Raw genomic sequence first — 19240 nt, 5'->3', positions numbered from 1 at the left:
GGGGCTTGTTACTTGACGCTTCCGGCAGACAGTCCCGACTGCCAGAAGCGCTGGAGGAAGAGGAACGCCCCCACAATGGGCACGATAGTGAGCAGTGATCCGGTGATGACGAGGTTGTAGATGGCCTCGCCTCCGGCCGTGGTCGCTTGGGCGTTCCAGCTGTTGAGCCCCACGGTGAGCGGGTACCAGGTTGATTGGCTCAACATGATCAGGGGGAGGAAGTAGTTGTTCCACGTGGCCACCACGGTGAACAGGAGGACGGTGATGAAGCCTGGCGCCAGCATTCTCAGCGAGATGGTGAAGAAGGTCCGGAACTCCCCTGCTCCGTCCATGCGGGCTGCCTCCAGCACTTCCGTCGGCACGGACTCGAGGGCATAGATCCACACCAGGTAGAGCCCGAACGGACTGATCAGGGACGGAATGATGACGGACCACGGGGTGTTGGTGAGCCCCATCTGGCTGAACATGAGGAACGTCGGGACTGCCAACGCCGTACCTGGAATAGCCACGGCACCGAGAACAACTGCGAAGACGCCGCGTTTGCCCGGAAAATCAAACTTGGCCAGTCCGTAGCCGGCCAGGGTGGCAAGGAACGTCGCCCCGCCGGCACCCACCACGACGTAGAGCATGGTGTTGGCAAGCCAGCGCAGGAATTCGCCGTCGTTGTAGGTCAGGGTGCCCACAATGTTGTCCCACAGTGCGAAGTCCCCGGAGAACCACAGGCCGAACGAACTGAAAAGGGACGTCTGGGTCTTGGTGGAATTGACCACCAGCCAGAACAAGGGAAGCAGGGCGTACACCGCCATAACCCCCATCAGGATGGTGAGCAGGACGGAGCTGCGCTTCCGGGTGACGCCGCGGCGCCGGGTGTTGAACGTGGGTGCAGGTGACCGCCGGGTCTTCGCAGCCGGTGACGGTTTGGGCGAAGTCTCCCGGGAATGGGCTGGGCTCAAACGGACGGACATGGGCTAGGCATCCTTTCGCGAGCCGGAAATTTGGACGACATAGGCGACCACCACCGTGAGGACGCCCATGATGATGGAGATCGCTGCGGCGTAATTGAACTGCTGGCCCGCGAACGAGAGGTTGAAGGCGTACATGTTCGGCGTGAAGTAGGAACTGATGGAGTTTGGTGCCAACGCCTTGAGGATGTTCGGCTCGTTGAACAACTGGAAGCTGCCAATGACCGAGAAGATACTCGCTATGCCGATAGCCCCGCGGATGGAGGGAAGCTTGATGCTCCGGATCACCCGGAACGTGCCTGCTCCGTCAAGATTTGCTGCTTCATACAGTTCGGCGGGGATGACCTTCAGCGCCGAATAGAAGATCAGCATGTTGTAGCCGGTGAACTCCCAGGTGTTGATGTTGCCGATTGAGGCGAGGATCCAGCTGGAAGACAGGGGCTCCCCAAGGTTCAAACCGAAGAAGTCGTTGATGCTGCCGAACAGGCCAAACCTGGGGCCGTAAATGAATCCCCACATCAGCGTCGCCACCACTGCGGGGACCGCGTACGGGAGGAACACCGAAATACGGAAGAACGACGACGCGCGGAGACGTCCGCTGTCCAGTGCCAAGGCTGCGAAAAGGGCGAGGAACAACATGATGGGGACCTGGACCACCAGGAAGACGGCCACCCTGATCACGGAGTCCCAGAACTGGGGATCGCCAAGCGCCTGAAGATAGTTGGCTCCCCCAACGAACTTGTCCCCGCCCACCATCTGGTTCTGGAAGAGGCTCAGGTAGAACGCGTAGAGGACTGGAGCCACGAATACCAGCAGGAAGACAGCCATGAACGGGCCCACAAATGCCCACCCCATCCATCGACCTGCGCGCTTGCGGGATTGGACCAAGGGTGGAGCGTCGGCCACGGGCGACGTCGTTGTCATGATTAATTCTTCTCTTCTCGCTATGTTTACGCAAACATTCTTGAAAGAAGATTAGCATGTTTAGGTGAACATACAAGAGGATGCCGCAGACGGTGTTAGCCTGGCCAGCACGTCGCACACCAGCGATTCACCCTCGGTCAGGAGTGCCCGAGCTGCCCGTGGCCCCTCAATCGGCGATGTTGCACGAGCAGCCGGAGTTTCCGCCCAGACCGTCTCCCGCGTATCCAACGGCCTGACGAATGTTGAAGAAAAGACCAAGCAGCGGGTGCTGGACGCCATGAAACAACTGGGCTATCGACCCAACAGGGCCGCCCGCGCACTCAAGAGCGGTCAGTTCAAATCCATTGGCGTCATCATGTTCAATCTCTCGACCTATGGCAACAGACGCACCCTGGATGCAATCGCCACGGCTGCGTCACAGGCCGGCTACTCGGTGAACCTCATCCCCCTCCACGATCCCACTACGGGTACCGTGACAGGTGCCTACAACCGGCTGAAGGAACAGGACGTGGACGGGGTGGTCATCATCTTCGAGGCGCACCTGTTTGATCGTGCGGACATTACGTTGCCCGAGGACCTCCCCGCTGTGGTTATCGACTCAAGCCCCGGTTACGGCTATCCCATGGTGGATACAGACCAAGCCGAGGGTGCGCGCTTTGCTACCGAGCACCTCCTCGATCTAGGCCACCAGCAGGTTTGGCACATAGGGGGCCCGGTGTCCTCCTTTTCAGCCAGGCACCGGGAAGAGTCCTGGAGACGGACGCTGGACGAGGCAGGCATTGAAGCGCCCACCGTCCTTCATGGAGATTGGTCCACCGAATCCGGATATCAGGTGGGGATGGAGCTCGGCCGCGATCGGGAAGTCACCGCAATCTTCGCCGCGAACGACCAGATGGCGCTCGGGGCAATGCGAGCCCTTCATGAACTTGGGCGCCTCATCCCTGATGATGTCAGCGTTGTGGGATTTGATGACCTCGAGGAATCCACGTCCTTCTGGCCTCCGCTGACCACCATCCGTCAAGACTTCCTCGCAGTTGGCCGGCTGAGCATTGAAAAGCTGCTTCAGCAGATCGCCGGAAACACCCCGGCCAGCGTCGTCACCACGGTGCCGACCCGCCTCATGGTGCGCAAAAGCACGGCCGCGCCGGCCGGGTAATCACCAGCTGACGACCTGTGGATACTTCCGGCGCACGGCTTGGTTCTCAGGCAAATAGGCAGCGATTGCAAGTAACCTGTTGAGGTGAACATGGATCAGGAGAACACCACCACCAAGGCTCCGGCGGTCCCGCCCAAGGAGTCCGCGAAGCCCGCGCCCAAGAAGCGCGCCACTCGAGGCCCGTCCATCGGGGACGTGGCAAAGGCCGCGGGCGTCTCCGCACAGACGGTTTCCCGGGTTTCCAATGGACTCACCAACGTTGAAGAAACCACGAAGAACCGCGTGCTCGACGCCATGAAGCAGCTCGGCTACAGGCCCAACAGGGCCGCACGTGCGCTCAAGAGCGGCCAGTTCAAATCCATCGGCGTCATCATGTTCACACTCTCCAGCTTCGGCAATATGCGAACCCTGGACGCCATCGCCACGGCTGCCTCGCAGGCGGGCTATTCAGTGACGCTCATCCCCGTGCAGGACCCCACCACCGGAACCGTGTCCGGGGCTTACGAAAGACTGCGGGAGCAGCAAGTCGACGGTGTGGTGGTCATCTTCGAAGCCCACCTTTTGGATGACGCTGACATAACGCTTCCTGAGGACCTCCCGGCCGTGGTGATCGATTCCAACGCCGGTTTCGGCTATCCCATGGTGGATACGGACCAGGCCCAGGGTGCAAGGTTCGCCACTCAGCACCTCCTGGACCTTGGCCACCGGCAGGTGTGGCATATTGGTGGACCCACCAGCTCCTTCTCGGCGACGCACCGGGAAGAGTCCTGGAAGCGGACGTTGGAGGAGGCCGGGATTGATCCGCCGCCCGTCCTCCACGGCGACTGGTCCACCGAGTCCGGCTACCAAATCGGACTGGAACTCGCACGCAACCCGGATGTCACGGCCATCTTTGCCGCCAATGACCAAATGGCCCTGGGGGCAATGCGTGCTCTGCACGAACAAGGACGGAGCATTCCGGACGATGTCAGCATTGTGGGATTCGACGACCTGGACGAGTCCACATCCTTCTGGCCGCCTCTGACAACCATCCACCAGGATTTCTACGCCGTGGGCCGCCTGAGCATCGAAAACCTGCTTCAGCAGATCGCCGGCACCGGATCAGTGGACGATTTCACCACCGTGCCTACCAGCATGGTGGTGCGCAAGAGCACTGCCGCTCCCCCTGCCAGCGCAAGGCCACCTGCCCGGAAAAAGCGCGTAGCTGCGGACAAGGGTTAACCCTCCTCCGCAGCTACACCTTTCAATACTGCTTACCCCTTGCTTGCGCCCAACGTCAGTCCGGCCACAAATTGTCGCTGCAGGACCAAGTAAATGATCATGGTTGGAATAAGGGTGATCATGGCACCAGCCGCGATCAGGTTGTAATTGCTCAGGAACTGGCCCTGAAGGTTGTTGATTGCAGTGGTAATCGGCAGCCTGTCACCGCTTTGGATGAACAACAGCGGCCAGAAGAAGTCGTTGTAGATGAAGATGACCTGCAACGTGCCCAGGGCCGCGAGGGCCGGACGGCAGAGTGGCATGATGATGTTCCAGTACTGCCGCCAGATTCCAGCGCCATCCACCAACGCAGCTTCCGTCAGGTCTTGCGGCAGGGCTTTCATGTAATTGGAGAGCACAAAGGTGCAGAAGCCGATCTGGAAAGCAGTGTCCACGATGATGACGGCTATGTAGGTATTGAGCAGGTTACCGGAATCGCTGATGGAGTACGGCAGGGAAACGTGTTTGAACATCTCAAACAGCGGTGCTGCAAGGACCTGCGGTGGCAGAAGGTTGCCGGCGGTGAACATGATCAGCAGCGTGATGTTGAACTTCCAGCTCACCCGCGATACTGCAAAAGCCATCATGGACGCGAAGAGAAGCGTCAGCAGGACGGTGGGAACGGTGATCAGGACTGAGTTCAGGAAGTACTTCGAGAAACCTCCCTGGTTCCACGCCTGGACGAAGTTCTCGAAGCCGAAGCTGCCGCCGAAGCTGAAGTAGCCGTATTTGTCGGTGTCCTCTTTGGGACGGAGTGCCGTATAGAGCGACCAGAGCAGCGGCACAAGCCAGATGGCGGCCATGACGATGAGGAAGATGTGAGTGCCATAGTGGCGTTTGCCGGTCTTGCCGGTCCTGCCGTTCTGGACTGGAAGGGTACGGGCGATGGTGCTCATGCCTCTTTCTCCTTGCCGAAGGTGCGGATGAGGTAGAAGACAATCGGTACCAAGGAAATCACCAGCAGTACCACGGCCAATGCTGAACCGACGCCGATCACCTGTCCTTCACCGATCAGGTTTTGGATCACCAGGGCGCTGAGCAGTTCAAGCCCGTTGGTGCCGCGGTTGATGACATAGACAATGTCAAAAGCGCGGAGGGACTCAATGATGGTGATGACCACAATAACGATGTTGACCGGGCGCATGGCAGGGAAGACTACGCGGAAGAAGGTCTGAACAGCATTGGCGCCGTCAATCGACGCTGCTTCCCTGAGGGCGGGGTCCACACCCTTCAGGCCAGCCAAGTAAAGGATCATGACGTAGCCTGCGTGGCGCCACGTAGCTGCGATCATGGCGGCCCAGATGTTGACGTTCGAGTCACCGAACCAGTCCACGGCCTGGGGCGTGCCGGCCGTCCCGAGCAGGAAGTTCAGCAGACCGCTGTCGCGGTTGTAGAAGAGCTGCCAGATGATACCGATCAATGCCAGGGAGAGCATGACGGGCGTGAAGAAGATGCTTTGGTAGATCTTGCTTCCCCGGATCTTCTGGTCCAGGAGCACAGCGAGCAGAAGGCCCAGCGGCGTTGCAATCAGGGCCAGGAAAGCCAGCCACAGCACGTTGTGCTGCATGGCCGGCCAGAACGGTGGGTAGTTCTGGCTGATGAACTCATAGTTTTCCGTCCCGGCAGACTTGATGTCGGCCAAGTCCAGCCCGTTCCATCGGGTGAAGCTCAGCCCAATCGAGGCCAGGGTGGGCAACCAGACAAACAGCAGTTGGATAAGCGTTGGGAGGCCCACCATCACGCCGAGGACGATTTTGTCCCGGCGGCTTAGGCGACGAACCCGCCCGGACTTCTTGCGCTTTCGTCCGGTAGTTGCCGACGGGGCGTGTGCTGGCCCGGGTTGGGCGCCGCCTGTGGTGGGCCCGCTGTTCGGGGAGGCCGGTTTTGCGGCTGTGGTACTCATGGGAATTCCTTTGGTATTCGTCGCGCACGGGCCGGCCACGGTGTAATCCGCGGCCGACCCTTGCTCGGGACGCCTGGCCGGTTGACCAGCAACCGTATGGCCAGGGCGGGCCTACGCTATTGGGCCGCGTAGAGCGACTTTGCCTGCGCTTCCAGATTCTTCACGTCAACACTTCCATCCTTAATGAAGGATTGAAGAGCCGGAATCATGACGTTGTTGGCCATGGCCGGCAACGCATCGCGGTCCAGGAACTGGCTGATGTACTTCGCGTTGGCAATGGTGTCCGCACACTTCTTGTTCAAAGCAGAGTATTTGGACGCGTCAGCGCCCTTCACCGTTGCGATGTTGGAGGTATCCACGGCCGCATAGGCGTCCTGGCCCTCAGGAGTTCCCATGAAGGCAAGGTAGTCGCGGGCTGCCTGATTCTCGCCACCCTTTTTCGACAGCAGCAGGCCATCGATCGGAGCCTCAACGGCATCAGTGCCTTCCATGGCGATCTCGGGGAACGGGAAGAAGTCGATGTCCGCCAGTACTGCCGGATCCGTGAATTGCTGTGTCACGAATGAGCCCAGGAGATACATGCCGGTCTTCTTGGCCTCGAGGGCTTTGGCTGCGTCCTGCCATGTCTGCCCCAGTGCTGCGGGGTCCTGGAACGGCAGGAGTGCTTTCCAGGTATCGAAGACGTCGCTGACCTTCTTCTGATCCCAGCTTTCCTTGTGCGCAGTAAGGTCTACGTGGAACTGGTATCCGTTGAGCCGCATGTTGATGTAGTCGAAGGTGCCCATAGCCGGCCAGCCGTCCTTGTCGGCGAAGCCGATCGGGATGATGCCATCTGCCTTCATCTTGGCCGCCAGGGTTGTCAGCTCATCGAAAGTGGCCGGAACTGCATAGCCCTTTTCGGCCCAGAGACTCTTCCGGTAGAAGAAGCCCCACGGGTAGTTGTAGTTCGGAACCAGGTACATTTTTCCGTCAGGACCGGTGGAAGCCTTCTTGATGGCGTCGGAGAAGTTTCCGCCGATCTTCTCCCAGACGTCGTCGACGGGAGCCAGCAGGCCCTTCTCGGCGTAATACTGCATGCGGTAACCGGCGAACCAGGTGAAGGAGTCATCCGGGCTGCCCTGCAAGTAGGAGTTGATCTTGTTCTGAAAGTCGTTGTGGGGAACCACGTTGGTCACCACGTCGAAGCCCGACTTTTTGGTGAAGGCGTCCGTTACTGCCTTGTAGGCAGCGCGGGGAACTTCGTCCGATGAACCCGAGCCGAAGGTGAGGCTTTTTGATGAAGCACCAGGGGCGGGGCCGGAACCACCCGTGCATGCTGACAGCAAGGGGATGCCGGAGGCGGCGACGGCGCCAATTCCAAGTGTCTTGAGGAAGGTTCGCCGTCCTGGACCGGCGCCTTCCGCCGCCTGGAACGGGCCAAGATTTACAGCCATGATTACTCCTTTGGATCGTGGTTCTTCGTGAGACTGTCCAACATCCGCATGCGCACCGTGAGATAGCTCAAGTGTGGGCCTGTGGAAGCAGAAAGTCGCCGGATCTAATCAACATTCTTGTGGATGTTCACGTAAACATTGAGTTGCAAGAAGTTTACGTAAACATCATTGGTTTTACAAGGGATTTTTGCTACATTCCGGTTCTTTTACGGGAGCGCGGCAAGCACCCCAAAATCAGGGGGTTCCCGCTTCCCGACGCCCGGCCTCGCGGGCCTCTTCCACCAGCCGGACCAGCTCCTTCTTCCGCCGCTTGCGCCCCCGGAAGAGACCCGCAAACAGAAGCAACAAAGCAATAAGAACGGCGAGCTGCGGCCACGGAATCGCCCAGAGCGTCACACTTTCCCGCACCGGGTCCAGCACCTGGGTGGCACCGTCAGGGGCAATCACCCCTTGCGAGACCGTCACTGGCAAGGTCATCATGCCCAGCGGCCACACCTGAGGGACGTGGATGCTGACGGTTCGACGATCTCCGGGCAGCAATTCGAGAGTTCGCGCTTCGTCAGTCCCAGCGGCCGGCCACCGGGCGTCGTTCATCATAGCGGAGGGGTCCACGGATAAACGGACGTTGCCCGTGTTCTCGAGGTCAACCGTGAGGTCCGCGGATCCGGGTTCCAAGGGATTCCACGACGTATCGTAACTAGCGGTTGCCTTCATACTCAGCGCGGGTTTGACCTCTCCTTTTACCCGGGTCATGACCCGGAACCCGACGCGGCTCTCCACGCCCAGTTGAGTCCCGTCCGCGCCGCCTTGTGAATAGATCGAGGCAGCTATACCCGCTGCATGATCGCCTGGTGTCGCGTTGTCCGGGACCGTCACCGTGAACGGCACGACGGCGGTACCTCCCGCGGCTACGGTGACCGTCTTGTCCATGGAGATCCAGGTACCTGCAGCTACCGACTGTTTGTCGCCAGGGAGCATGTTGAAGCGGCCGGTCGGAGTGAAGTACCCATCAGCCGCAGTGAGAGAGAAAGTGACGTCCCTGTCGCTGAGGTTTCTGACCGCCAAATATTCATCCACGCTCACCCCGGAATCGACTTCCAGTTCCACCCACGAGCGGCCGTCAGGGCCCGTGGCGTCCGCGGGAGTCACGGCCCACGTGACCGGACTTGCCGTGGGATCACCGGTGGTGGCAAAGCCGGCCGGCGCAAAAGCGATGCTGGCAAAGATTACTGATGCCACTAGGTACATGGCTACGACAAGCCGCCTTGGGGCAGCACAACCGGCCTGCCCCAGCATTGGGAGCCTCATAGGATGAAGATACCTCCGGCGCATCTATTCAAACAGGGACAGAGTGAGCTTCGCGGTGTAGTTGCCCGGCGCCACGGTGGCAGGCGTCTTCATGAACAGGTCAGCGTTGGCTGTCCACTGCCCTTCAGAGGCAATTGCTCCCGAATCCAAAGCCAGCGCGAGCAGTTCCTGATCCACCAGGCCTACTGCGTTGGCGCCGGAATCCATCGAGGTGTTCACCTGGTCGCCTTCGGCTACCTGACCGGACGCGCCGCCGTCGATGACTTTCGGTGCCCACCCCAGGTGGGAGGCGCCGATGGCCGGCTGTCCCGCGCCGCCGGCGAAATCGGTTGAGGTGCCCAGCACGTACCAGCCGGCACCGGCAGGGATCTCATCCGGGGACCGGGTATCTGTCACCGTCACGGTAGGCAGGGTGCCCTTGAACTGCCGCACCGTGGGTGTGGAGCCATCCTCAGTCAGGGCTGTGGCGGTGCCCGCCACGCTCATGGCCAACACACCGCCGTCGACGATTTCGGTAATGCCGACGTTGACATCGACATCCTGATCGCCGTGGTTCTGGTCTGCCATCGCCATTCCGGCGACACCCAGCAACAACGCCGTTGCAGTCGAAATGGCTGCGCCTCGGGCCAGGAATTTATGTCGGTTCACTTTTCATGCTTCTTTCACGAAGGTCCGGCGATTCAGCCGGAAGGTTGGGGGTAAGAGAGGCTGGTGGCCCGCCAATCAGGCGGGCCACCAGCGTCAGATTAGTTGCAGGATGCTGCGTTGTAGGCGGCGTTCGCTGTCACTGTCACGGCTTGTCCGTTCACTGTGGCCTTGGCTTCAACGGCCACGGTGCCTGCTGGTACCGAAGCAGCACGGGTGCTGAAGGCGTGGAGCGCGTTCTTGCCCGGCTTGACCTCAGCGAAGGTCTTGGTTCCGTATGCCGAGGTGAAGGTGGCCTGAACCGACTTCGTGTCGTTGTTCGTCAGCTGCGCAGTCACGGTGACCTTGCCGGCAACACACTTGGTGCTTGCCACTGCGGTGACCTTCAACTGCGGTGCGGTCTCGGTGAGCACCGGGTTGGCGATCATCAGCCAGCTCAACTGCACATCCGGGCCCCGGGTGGGGCTCAGTGAGAAGGTCAGCTTCCCGTCCGTTCCTACCGTGACGTTCTGGTAGGCCGCGGACTGGTAGTCGCCGCTGTAGTCGTGATCAGCCTCAACCACGGCACCGTTGACGGTGACCTTCGCTCCGCGGTCATCCCACTGGGCCCACGGATCGTAGTATCCGGCGTAAACCGTGTAGGTACCCGGAGCCAGATTATTGAACTTGTAGCTCAGGTCCCGGCCAGCTGCTGCATAACGGAGGGTGGTGAATATGTTGTCATCAGCGGTGCCTGTCACGCCGCTGCCTTCACTTTCATAACCCCAGCTCTTGCCCGTGACCGGGTCAGCACCGAACGGCTGGTCCGCTGCGCTGTTCAGGACAGGACCGTCCTGGGCTGCCGCTGCCATCAAGGCGGTCCAGTCAGCGGTCTGCTGCCCACCGGCGTTCACTGCGTACTGAACACCCTCCGGAACCACCGGGATGGTCCGGGTGAACGTCCGGTTCCCGAAGCCGGGAAGCGTGCCCGTGGCAGTAATGACGCCCACGGTGTTCGTGTTGCCACTGACCTGCCAGGTCACCGGCTGGGTGGAGCTCTGCCCGTTCTGGGTGACCGTCACGGAGTTCACACTGAAGGTTGAGCCCACAGCCAGGCTGGCAGGAACACCGGCGACGTCCCATGCAGCGTTCGCGTCAAGGTCCTCAAGTTTCCACTCGGACGGTGCCTTCACTGCCAGGGTCTTGCCGCCTTCGCCCATCTGGATAGGCATCCACACCATGGGTGCGGTGGCCAGGGCCTGGTCCGATCCGCCGTTCCAGCGGTCACCCATGTAGATGAACTTGCCGTTAGCCGGGTCTACGGGGATCACCGAGGACGGCTGGGAGTTGTTGGAGTTCCAGGACACGTCACTGCTGAACGGATCTCCCTTGTCGGTCCACTCCCCCAGAATGCTGGTGGCCGTGCCGTACCGTGACGGGTTGGGCGACCAACCAGTGGTTCCCGAAGAGATGATGAAGTAGCGGCCGTTGTATTTCATGATGGCCGGTGATTCGCGGGACTGGTTGACGAAGGCCCGCCGGAAGTCCACACCCTCCACCGCGGTGTCCGGCGAGGCGGACAAGTAGGTGTAGTCAGCGTTGAGCTTGGAGATGAACATGGTGGCGTTTTCTTCGCTGGAGTAGATGATGTAGCCCGTGCCGTCGTCATCCACGAAGAGGTTCATGTCCCTGGCCATGCCCGGGTTATTCGGAGCCTTGTTGGTGGGATCGCCGGCCGCTGCCTTGTGAAGGCGGTAGCTGTCGATGTACCGGAACGGCCCGAAGGGCGAATCGGAGATTGCTACGCCTGCGTTGGCTTTGGCGTACTGAGCGGTAGACCACGACGACGGTCCGTCAGCGTGCACCCACATGACCCACTTGTTGGTGGCAGCGTTGTAGATGACCTTGGGCCGCTCAAGGATCGGCGGGGTCTGGCCATTTACAGGAACCGTACCGAGGTCACGGTAGACGGCGTCCTTCTGCTCCGTGGTGTAGCCCGAGTACAGGTTCTGGAAGTACGGATCCGAGTCGATTTGCCCGCGTGAGGACAACGTCTTCAGCGCAACTCCCTCGTCCTTCCAGTTGTAGAGATCGTAGGAGCTGTAACCATGCACGCCCGGTGCCGAGTGGTAGCCGTTGGTACGGTCTTCGCCGTACAGGTAGTAGATGGTCTTGCCGGCGGAATCCTTGGACGTGACCACCTGACCACCGTGGGCTTGGATGAGGTTTCCGTTGTTATCCCGCCAGTCCTGGCCGGGCCGGAAGCTGTTGTAGCCGGTGCCCTCACTGGCGTTCCGGAGGGTGAAGGCCTGGTTGGCCCCACCGTTGGAGGTCCACAACCCAATCCAAGCACCTTCATGCGTGGACTGGTTCGAGACGTCCAGGACCTGGTGAACGCCAGCATTCAGGAGGCTGAACGAGGTACCGTCCGTGGTGCTGAACAACCACTGCGCCGAGCTATCCGTGCGGGCTTCCTCATCGGTGATGGTGCGCAGCGTGGTGCCATTGGAATCTGCGGCCAAAGCACGGCCATCGGCGAGCCTCAGGACAAAACGGTCACGGGTGGTGCCGTCTTCATCAGCGATGAGGGTTGCCTTCCACACCTGGTTGCCGCCAGCCACCGAATCAGAGAGCACCGTCTTGGGAGATCCGTCCGAAGCCGAAACTGCGCGGCCACTCTGAACTCCAACGAAGCTGTAGGACTGTCCATCCTGTACCGCCGGCGCATCGGCTGCGATGCCGGATGCTCCGTTCACCACGAAGGTGGTGACGGACTTGGCAGGAACAGTCAGCGTCGCCGAGCGCGTTCCGGCGTCGACTGCCACGGCGGTGCCACTGACAAGTGCGTTGGCCGTTGGGTCGCCGGACGGAGACTGGGTGGTCACCACCGGGGTAACCGTTGCACCGGCGGCGATCGTTGCGAACTTGGACAAGTCCACCTTGATGGTCTTGGCCTGATCGGAATCGTTGGTGTGCACCATCGACAGGCCGGAACCATCAGCCTTCAGCGCAGATGTGGTCTTGCCGTCGCTGGTGGGAATGATCCGGTCACCCGGTGCGATGTAGTGGGTGAAGTTGCGGATGGTGTTGTACTTCGAGTTCACCGCGGTGCGGCACGAAGGATCTGCGGCGCCTGCAGCCAAACGCCGCACGGAGTCGCCGTCGGCGTTGCAGTCGAAGTCGATGAAGACGGATCCCCAGTTCTTCTTCTCGCCCAGTTCCATGTTGTAGAGGTCTTCGACCGGCTGCCACAGCACCCAGGACTCAGGATCGAGCTCACGGAGGTCATCGGTAATGCGGGTGGCCATGCCCAGACCGTTTTCGATGCTTTCCGGATTCCAGGAGTCACCGCCCCAGTTGCCTTCCACTTCGCTCATGGACAGCGGCTTGTCTGTTGCCTTGGCGATGTCGCGAACCGCGAGGCGGTCGCCAGTGGAGTAGGTGTGGACGTTCAGCTGGCTGACAGCCTCTTTGGTTTCCGGAGTCCAGCCGTTCCAATCTTCCAGGAAGCGGCTCGGCGACGTCTCATCCGGACCGGAGACCTTGGCCTCAGTGGTGGTGCCGGGCTCGGCGAGCTCGGCAGCCATGGCGGTCAGCACTTGGGACTGCAGGGCGGGGCCTGCGTGAGCACCCTCTTGGCCTCCCCCGTTGGGCAGTCCGTTGCCACCGAAGGTGGTCTTCCAGTAGTTCGTGTTGGGTTCGTTGAGGGGGTTGATCGTGTCGAAACTGATGCCCTCAGTTTCTTCGACGTGCTCAGCTACCTTCTTGACGTAATTGACGAACTTATCGATGGCGGCGGGCTTGATCTGGTCGGCGTTGGGGTCCGTACCGCCACTGACGTAGCCGCTTTCGGTCATGAAGTAGGGCGGGGAGTTGCTGAAGGCCTCCCACGTGGTGACTTTGTCCTTGATGGCCGCGATCCAGGCTCGCTGGGAGGCATCGGCGTCGAGGTTGTAGTCGGAGTCGTTCTCGCCGGTCCAGGCGGCCAGGAAACGGTCCCGGTCAGCATAGTTGGTGGTGATCGGCCCGGCCTGGTCAGAGAGGCCCGTATTCGGGTTCCACCAGCCGGGAACGGCGCCACCCGGACGGAGGTAGTCGGGGATGTCAGTGGCGTTGCCGCCACCCACGTTGTAGCGGGCGATGTTCAGGTTCAGGCCGTCGTCACCGAAGACCTTGTCAATCAGATCGTTCCGGATGGCTTCCGGGTACTGGCCTGTGGCGTTGGCCATCCAGACCAGGCTGGTGCCCCAGCCTTTGAACGACGGCCCGGCCTGTGCGGGGTTGGGGGTCAGGACAAGATCCTCAGCAGCGGAGGCTGGCGAGGCTAGTAGTGGCAGGGTGCCCAGGGCGAGGGTTGAAGCAGCTAGGGCCGCGACTAAACGATGACGCGACGATGCGTGCGAGCTCGACAACATTGTCTAAATCCAATCCGTTCATGTTTACGTGAACATAGAAGAGGTTTACGTAAACATACAGTGACACACATCACCCGTCAAGGGTTGATTTTTATTGACCTTCAGATGTCCAACAGATGACACCCGGGGATAGCGCATTCCCCTCCGAAACGCACTATCCCGGGGTTTTTTATCCCTCGAACGGACTAATGCATCCCGAATTGGTACGCCGCCGGCACCGGCTCTCCCGGGCACACTTCCTGCCACAGCGCGGATATCGCGTCCTCCCCCTCGCGGAGGTCCGGAATTTCCACGCCCCCGCGCAGGATCGCGGCCGCTGCGGCGGAGTTCCCGGTCCTTGCGAGCGCCAGCGCCCTGAGGAACGTCAGACGTCCGACGCCGGCGCCCTCCCTGGGTGCCGCGTGGTTCAGTTCCAGCGCCATGCCCGGGTCCCCGTGCCGGATGCTCAGTGTGATGGCCTCCATGAGCAAGGCTGCGTTGCAGGGGTCAGCTTCCACGCCTGCCCGGAGCTGAGCGAGTCCTTTGGCGTCCTGCCCGGCCGCGAGCAAGGCAAGGCCCAAGCCGCGATGTGCCAAGGCCTTTGTTCCCGGCCTGGCATCCGCCGCGGCCAGCACGTGCCGGTATCCGGACGTCGCGCCCTCCAGGTCCTGCCGGGCATGCTTCATCGTGGCCAGATGGAATTGACCCTCCGGGCTTTCCTGTCCTGCCAGCACGTCCTCCCAGTCCGCCCCTGCTACGAAACTGGACGCGCCGTCGAACGCTGTTCCCTGCAGCAGCGCGAGCCATGGCGCCTGTTCCGCGGTGACGCTCCCGTCCCCGAACGGGGTTCCGCTCTCATCCACCCAGGCCTTCCCGTTTTTGTGCCGCCGGGCCCGCTCAAGAGCACCCCAGCCGCTGCCTTGGACGAGGATTTTCGACGGCGGGATGTCAGCATCGCGGATGGCTCCAGGCAGCATGGCCTCCAGTTCCTCGTGCGGCAAGAGTTGCTCCAGGCGCTCACCGGCGTGGGCTACAGCGGCGTCCCAGTCGGTCCCGTGCGAGTTGTCCCGGTCCAGGTGCCCATTGCCGTAGGCCTCAACCCACGCCCACTCTGCACCCGCGGGCATCACCAGGTGTTCAAACTGCGTTTGCGCAAGGCCGGCCTGAATCTCCGCGTACGGTCCAGCTCCGGGACTCAGCCATTCCTGCCAGCGTTTACCGCCCTGGCCTTGGCCCCACACGAAGAGCTTCTTTCCCCGCAGGAGTCCCGTGGACAGCATCGCCAGCCCGTCGCCGTCGTCGTCCGCTGCTACAACCCACCGGCGTTCGGAGGGGTCGATGTCGAAGAAGAAGTCGGCCGCGTGCGGGCTGTTGACCGGCCAGGTGCCGTCGTAGCCTTCATGCCGGGTGGGTGTGACGCGGGTGATGTCCGTGGCGTAGTCGCTGCCAAAGGCCTCCTCTGCCGGGGCGATCACCCGGGTCCGCTCGGTCTCCGGGATGGCCGCGTTGCTCCACCAATACATGGGGACGTCGTGATGGTTGGGGTTGCGGATCCGCACCGCCGCGAACACCACAGGCGAGTCCTCAGGCAGCCACATGTCCACCTGGAACACCACCTCGCGCAGCCTTTCAAATTCCCACATACGCAGGATGTGCTTGCCGTCCGGCGTATGCACGATGGCCGTGTGCAGTGGATCGCAACTGGTGGGCGAGTGCCCGCGGGTTCCGATGTTCCACTCCAGCCCGCCCGCGAACCACGCCTTGCGCAGCGCGATGTTGGCCAGTTGGGGGGAATCGTGGGTGTGGAGGAGCTGCTTGCCCGTCGCTTTATCGAACAGTTCCCAGATGCGGCCGCCCAGCGACGGGATGACCGTCACCCTGAGTTTGCTGTTTTCAAGCACGACGGCGGGAAGTTCCCTGGGTGCCGCCTCGCGGCTGTAGCCGTCCTGCATCAGATACGGGTAGACATTGGGAACCACCCCGTACCGGGCCGATGCCTGGAGTTCGTCCGGGACGCCTTCGCCCACCGTGTAGGGCTGGTCGAGCTCGGCCGCGACTACCGGCAGGGGGTTCAAGGGGCCGAGCTCCGCCATGGTCAGGGAGATGGTGGTGACGGTGAGGTTGGAGGTTGCTGTGTCTGCCACGTCAGTTTCCGATCACAAGAAGGAGGCCGCGCTGCGGCTCGATGGTTAGTGGGGCGCCCGGCGCATGGCTCTCAGCTGATTGGAAGCCTCGGATAGCAGGGGCTGTTATTGAGGCGTCCTTGGGGGCGCCGGTGGCGGCAGCAGGATCGAAGATCAACGTCACTTCCTCAGTGTGCTCGGCCCATGATGCCAGCGCTACAACCATTCCGTGCTCTGTGAGCCATGTGGTTGCCAGGACATCCGGGTGGCTGGTCCGCACGGGTGCCTGCGGGTCCCAAAACCCTTGCATCCGTGCATGCTCCAGGCCATTGGCTGCCCAGAATTCCCAGAGTGGGCGGTTGTCCACGGCGGGTGCCCTGCCGGTCATGCCGAACACCATGCCGCGCCAAGGGTTGCCTCCGCCTTCCAGCATTTCGCCCATCAGTCCGAACGGGATGCCGGACAACTCCACCAGCCAATAGTCGGGATCGGTGGTGTCGTAATCGAAGTACTCCCCCAGCCACAGCCTGTCCACATAGGGCAGCTGCTCCATGTACAAATTGGCCGATGACGCGTACCCGTCGTGGGCAGTGAACTGGTTTGCCGAGTGAAGGTCGATCTCAGGGCCGTCCACTCCGCGCGCCGCACAAGCCCGCTCAAGAACCTTGCGGACCCGCACCATGGCATGCCGGTCATAAGCGATGTCGTCCAGATAGATGCCATCGACACCGTCCTCGCCCCTGGCCAGCTCCTGCAGGCTGCGCACGTAGAAGTTCTCCCACCTCGACTCGCCTGTTGTCACCACCGCGATGTCCTCAACGTTCGGCGCGAACCACGCGGACACGTAGCCTCTCCCGGCATGCTCCTGCAGCCAGATGTGCCCCGCCCCAGGACCGTCACTGAAAATCTCGTGGTCCAGTTGCAGCAGCGGCAGCAACTCCGGACTATGGAAGGTGAGCTCCCGGACGGTGTTGTAGATCTTGGCTTTGAGTCCGCTTCGATGGCACCCTGCTACGTACTCCCTCAAGGAGCCTTCCGTGAGAAGGGGATCGTTGATGTATGGCGCGGGCGCTGTTGCGTGGTGAACGTTGACCACGGTGGCTCCCATGGCGGCGATGCTTTCCGGGTCAGCCGGCTCATGGAAGTAGCGCTTGGACAGGTGCTTCCCGGGTTCAATCGGCTTGAAAGGCGTCAGCAGGAATCGCACAGTGAAGTCGAGCGGCTCGCCCGCGGTGAGGGTGCGGGCACCGCTGAAGGCATGCAGCGTGACCGTGTCCTCCTTTGTCCGCAGCGCAACGCCGCCCCGGACGGTGCTTTCGCCGCCGGCCTCCTGGCGGTTAGCCCACGATCCCGGTTCCACCAGCGGCTTTTCCCGGTAGAAGTTGGTATTCAGTGGCCTCTGGTACCGTTCATCCCGCAAGGACAGCTGCATCCCTGCGTTCACCCCACCGAGCCACAGCGCATCCTGGTTCTTGGTGGCAACGTCCCAGGTCCAGTCCACGGTTTCCGGCCGCCGCCCACCCGGAACGCCCAAACCCATGGCCAACGGAACAGCAGCCTTGCGGTACCCAAGGTGAAGGCCGACGTCGGGCACCTCCAGAGTTTGCTCCGGACTCAGCCGCAGCTGGTAGCTCACTGTTCCATCGGCGTCGAGCACACCGTTCAGGTCCAGGGACAGCGCCGCCCTTCCGTCCCTCGTGCCCGTCCAGTGACAATGCCACTGCACCCGTGCCGGACCGTGAACCGTGAAGACCACCGGTGAGTACTGCCAGTGGATGCCATCGATGTCCAGGCGCACAGGAACGTCCAGAAGCTCGACGGCGGGGCCATCAGTTGCGGTCACGGCGGCGGTGAATGTGGACGTCACCTGCGCCGGAAGTCCCGATTCCGCGAGCCGCAGGGATCTGCCCAATATCCCCAGCGTCATGCTCGATTCATCCAGTGAGACGGCGGTGTAGGGGGCCACGAGCTCCGCGTTCTGGGCCACGTCCGAATCCAACCATGCCAGGCGCCGAAGGAATCGTGGATCGCCGAAACCGCCCGCAAGGAGTGCCTGATCCGTTTCCGCAGACACCTCCAGGGTGACCTCGATCTTCCGCGGCGGCTCCCCCGCCGCATGGATGGTGACCACCGCAGAGTGCGTGGTCCCCGCAGTGTCCGCAGGTATGGGAAGGACCACAAACAAAGCCCGCACCATGCCTGCGGGAACGTTCAGTGCCCTGTTCCAAGGCTTACCCAGGCGATCCACGCCATCAGTGTTAATGCAGTGCCCGCCCGTCGGTGAGACCACATCGACGGAGAGGCTCTTGATGTCCTCCTGCGCGTAGAGCCCCAGCTGGACCACATAGTCCTCGCCAGCCTGTGCAGTCCCGTGGAAGGTGTCCGAGGGGCCGTCCATCACCCAGTGCGCCGGCAGATCCGAGTGCATGGAGACAGGGTTCAGCCGGTCCTCAGGGAACACCAGGAACGCCTCTCCGACGTGAAGCGAACGGAAGTGCTCCAACTCGTCTGCGCGAGCGGTGAAGTTCATCGGAGCGAAGGAGTCGCGCTCACTTGCTGCCTCGTAGCGGAGGACTCTTGCGGTGGGCAGCCCGGCGTCCGCTCCACTTGCCCAGGCTGAACGCCCGACGGCGGCGGCCCAGGCAGGCCCGGCGGACGGACGACTCGGGAGGTACTGCGCTTGGGGATAGTGGGGTTTGCCCAGCATGGCGTACGGCAGGTAGTAGACGAAGTAGATGCCCGGGCCGTCGATCGCTTCGAAGACGAGGGATCCGGACTCCCTCGTGGCCTCTTCAACGATCACGTTGCGGACCCTGGTACCGGTCTTCTCCGAGACGACGATGACCTCCACGGTTGCCGGGTCCTCGTCCTGCCGGCGCCATGGAAGGACCACCTTGTGGGCTTGGGCTGCTCCCGCAGGCTGGCCTTGCCCTTGCTCCGCCTGGACGTTAATGACGAACCGGTGATTTCCGTAAAGCAGTTTGTCCCATGCTCCTACGCCACATTCCACCTCCGGGTGGCCCTTGGTTGGGGTGCTGGTTGCGCTAGGCGTGGGACGGGACATGACGGCCGGTGAAACCGGCGAGGGCAGCGGCATCGCTGGGACTCCTGAAGGTAGCTTCCGGGGCTTTTCCACCGAGGTGGTGAATCCTT

The 19240-nt window shown here is 61.8% G+C and carries 12 protein-coding genes; 2 read left to right on the top strand and 10 right to left on the bottom strand.

The window, feature by feature from the left end; translation table 11 throughout:
- Positions 1–8: 8 nt before the first annotated feature.
- A complete protein-coding gene (locus tag CQ020_RS09335; RefSeq protein ID WP_223945426.1) occupies positions 9–815 on the bottom strand; it encodes a carbohydrate ABC transporter permease in 807 nt (268 codons plus the stop codon).
- Between the two features lie 153 nt (positions 816–968).
- A complete protein-coding gene (locus tag CQ020_RS09330) occupies positions 969–1886 on the bottom strand; it encodes a carbohydrate ABC transporter permease (RefSeq protein ID WP_105691591.1) in 918 nt (305 codons plus the stop codon).
- Positions 1887–1950: 64 nt separating this feature from the next.
- Between CQ020_RS09330 and CQ020_RS09325 the strand changes: the two genes are divergently transcribed.
- Positions 1951–3042 carry a LacI family DNA-binding transcriptional regulator gene (locus tag CQ020_RS09325; protein ID WP_258141796.1) on the top strand — a complete coding sequence of 364 codons (1092 nt, stop codon included), beginning with the start codon at positions 1951–1953 and terminating at the stop codon, positions 3040–3042.
- Positions 3043–3132: 90 nt separating this feature from the next.
- Positions 3133–4263 (top strand): LacI family DNA-binding transcriptional regulator, encoded by a 1131-nt coding sequence (locus tag CQ020_RS09320; protein WP_105691590.1) that lies wholly within the window; start codon positions 3133–3135, stop codon positions 4261–4263.
- 32 nt (positions 4264–4295) lie between these two features.
- Here the strand turns inward: CQ020_RS09320 and CQ020_RS09315 are convergent, their stop codons facing one another.
- The 8 genes from CQ020_RS09315 to CQ020_RS09280 form a co-directional block, all read right to left on the bottom strand.
- Positions 4296–5198: a carbohydrate ABC transporter permease gene (locus tag CQ020_RS09315; protein WP_026543159.1), complete on the bottom strand. Its 903-nt coding sequence runs from the start codon at positions 5196–5198 to the stop codon at positions 4296–4298.
- Positions 5195–6205: a carbohydrate ABC transporter permease gene (locus CQ020_RS09310; RefSeq protein ID WP_105691589.1), complete on the bottom strand. Its 1011-nt coding sequence runs from the start codon at positions 6203–6205 to the stop codon at positions 5195–5197. The genes CQ020_RS09315 and CQ020_RS09310 overlap by 4 nt, the downstream gene beginning before the upstream one ends.
- A 116-nt stretch (positions 6206–6321) precedes the next feature.
- A complete protein-coding gene (locus CQ020_RS09305; protein ID WP_105691588.1) occupies positions 6322–7638 on the bottom strand; it encodes an ABC transporter substrate-binding protein in 1317 nt (438 codons plus the stop codon).
- A 234-nt stretch (positions 7639–7872) separates the two neighbouring features.
- A complete protein-coding gene (locus CQ020_RS09300; RefSeq protein WP_181151826.1) occupies positions 7873–8877 on the bottom strand; it encodes a DUF916 domain-containing protein in 1005 nt (334 codons plus the stop codon).
- A 93-nt stretch (positions 8878–8970) separates the two neighbouring features.
- Positions 8971–9594, bottom strand: coding sequence for a hypothetical protein (locus tag CQ020_RS09295; protein ID WP_105691586.1), 624 nt, complete (start codon positions 9592–9594; stop codon positions 8971–8973).
- Positions 9595–9692: 98 nt separating this feature from the next.
- A complete protein-coding gene (locus CQ020_RS09290; RefSeq protein WP_105691585.1) occupies positions 9693–13985 on the bottom strand; it encodes a family 43 glycosylhydrolase in 4293 nt (1430 codons plus the stop codon).
- A 185-nt stretch (positions 13986–14170) separates the two neighbouring features.
- A complete protein-coding gene (locus CQ020_RS09285) occupies positions 14171–16108 on the bottom strand; it encodes a DUF5107 domain-containing protein (protein ID WP_258141795.1) in 1938 nt (645 codons plus the stop codon).
- 1 nt (position 16109) lies between these two features.
- Positions 16110–19184, bottom strand: coding sequence for a glycoside hydrolase domain-containing protein (locus CQ020_RS09280; RefSeq protein ID WP_105691584.1), 3075 nt, complete (start codon positions 19182–19184; stop codon positions 16110–16112).
- Positions 19185–19240 lie beyond the last annotated feature (56 nt).

Origin of the sequence: Arthrobacter sp. MYb23 (assembly GCF_002979775.1) — a bacterium.
Taxonomy (GTDB): domain Bacteria; phylum Actinomycetota; class Actinomycetes; order Actinomycetales; family Micrococcaceae; genus Arthrobacter.
The sequence above is the reverse complement of the archived record's forward strand: the minus strand, read 5'-3'. Positions and strand labels throughout refer to the sequence as shown.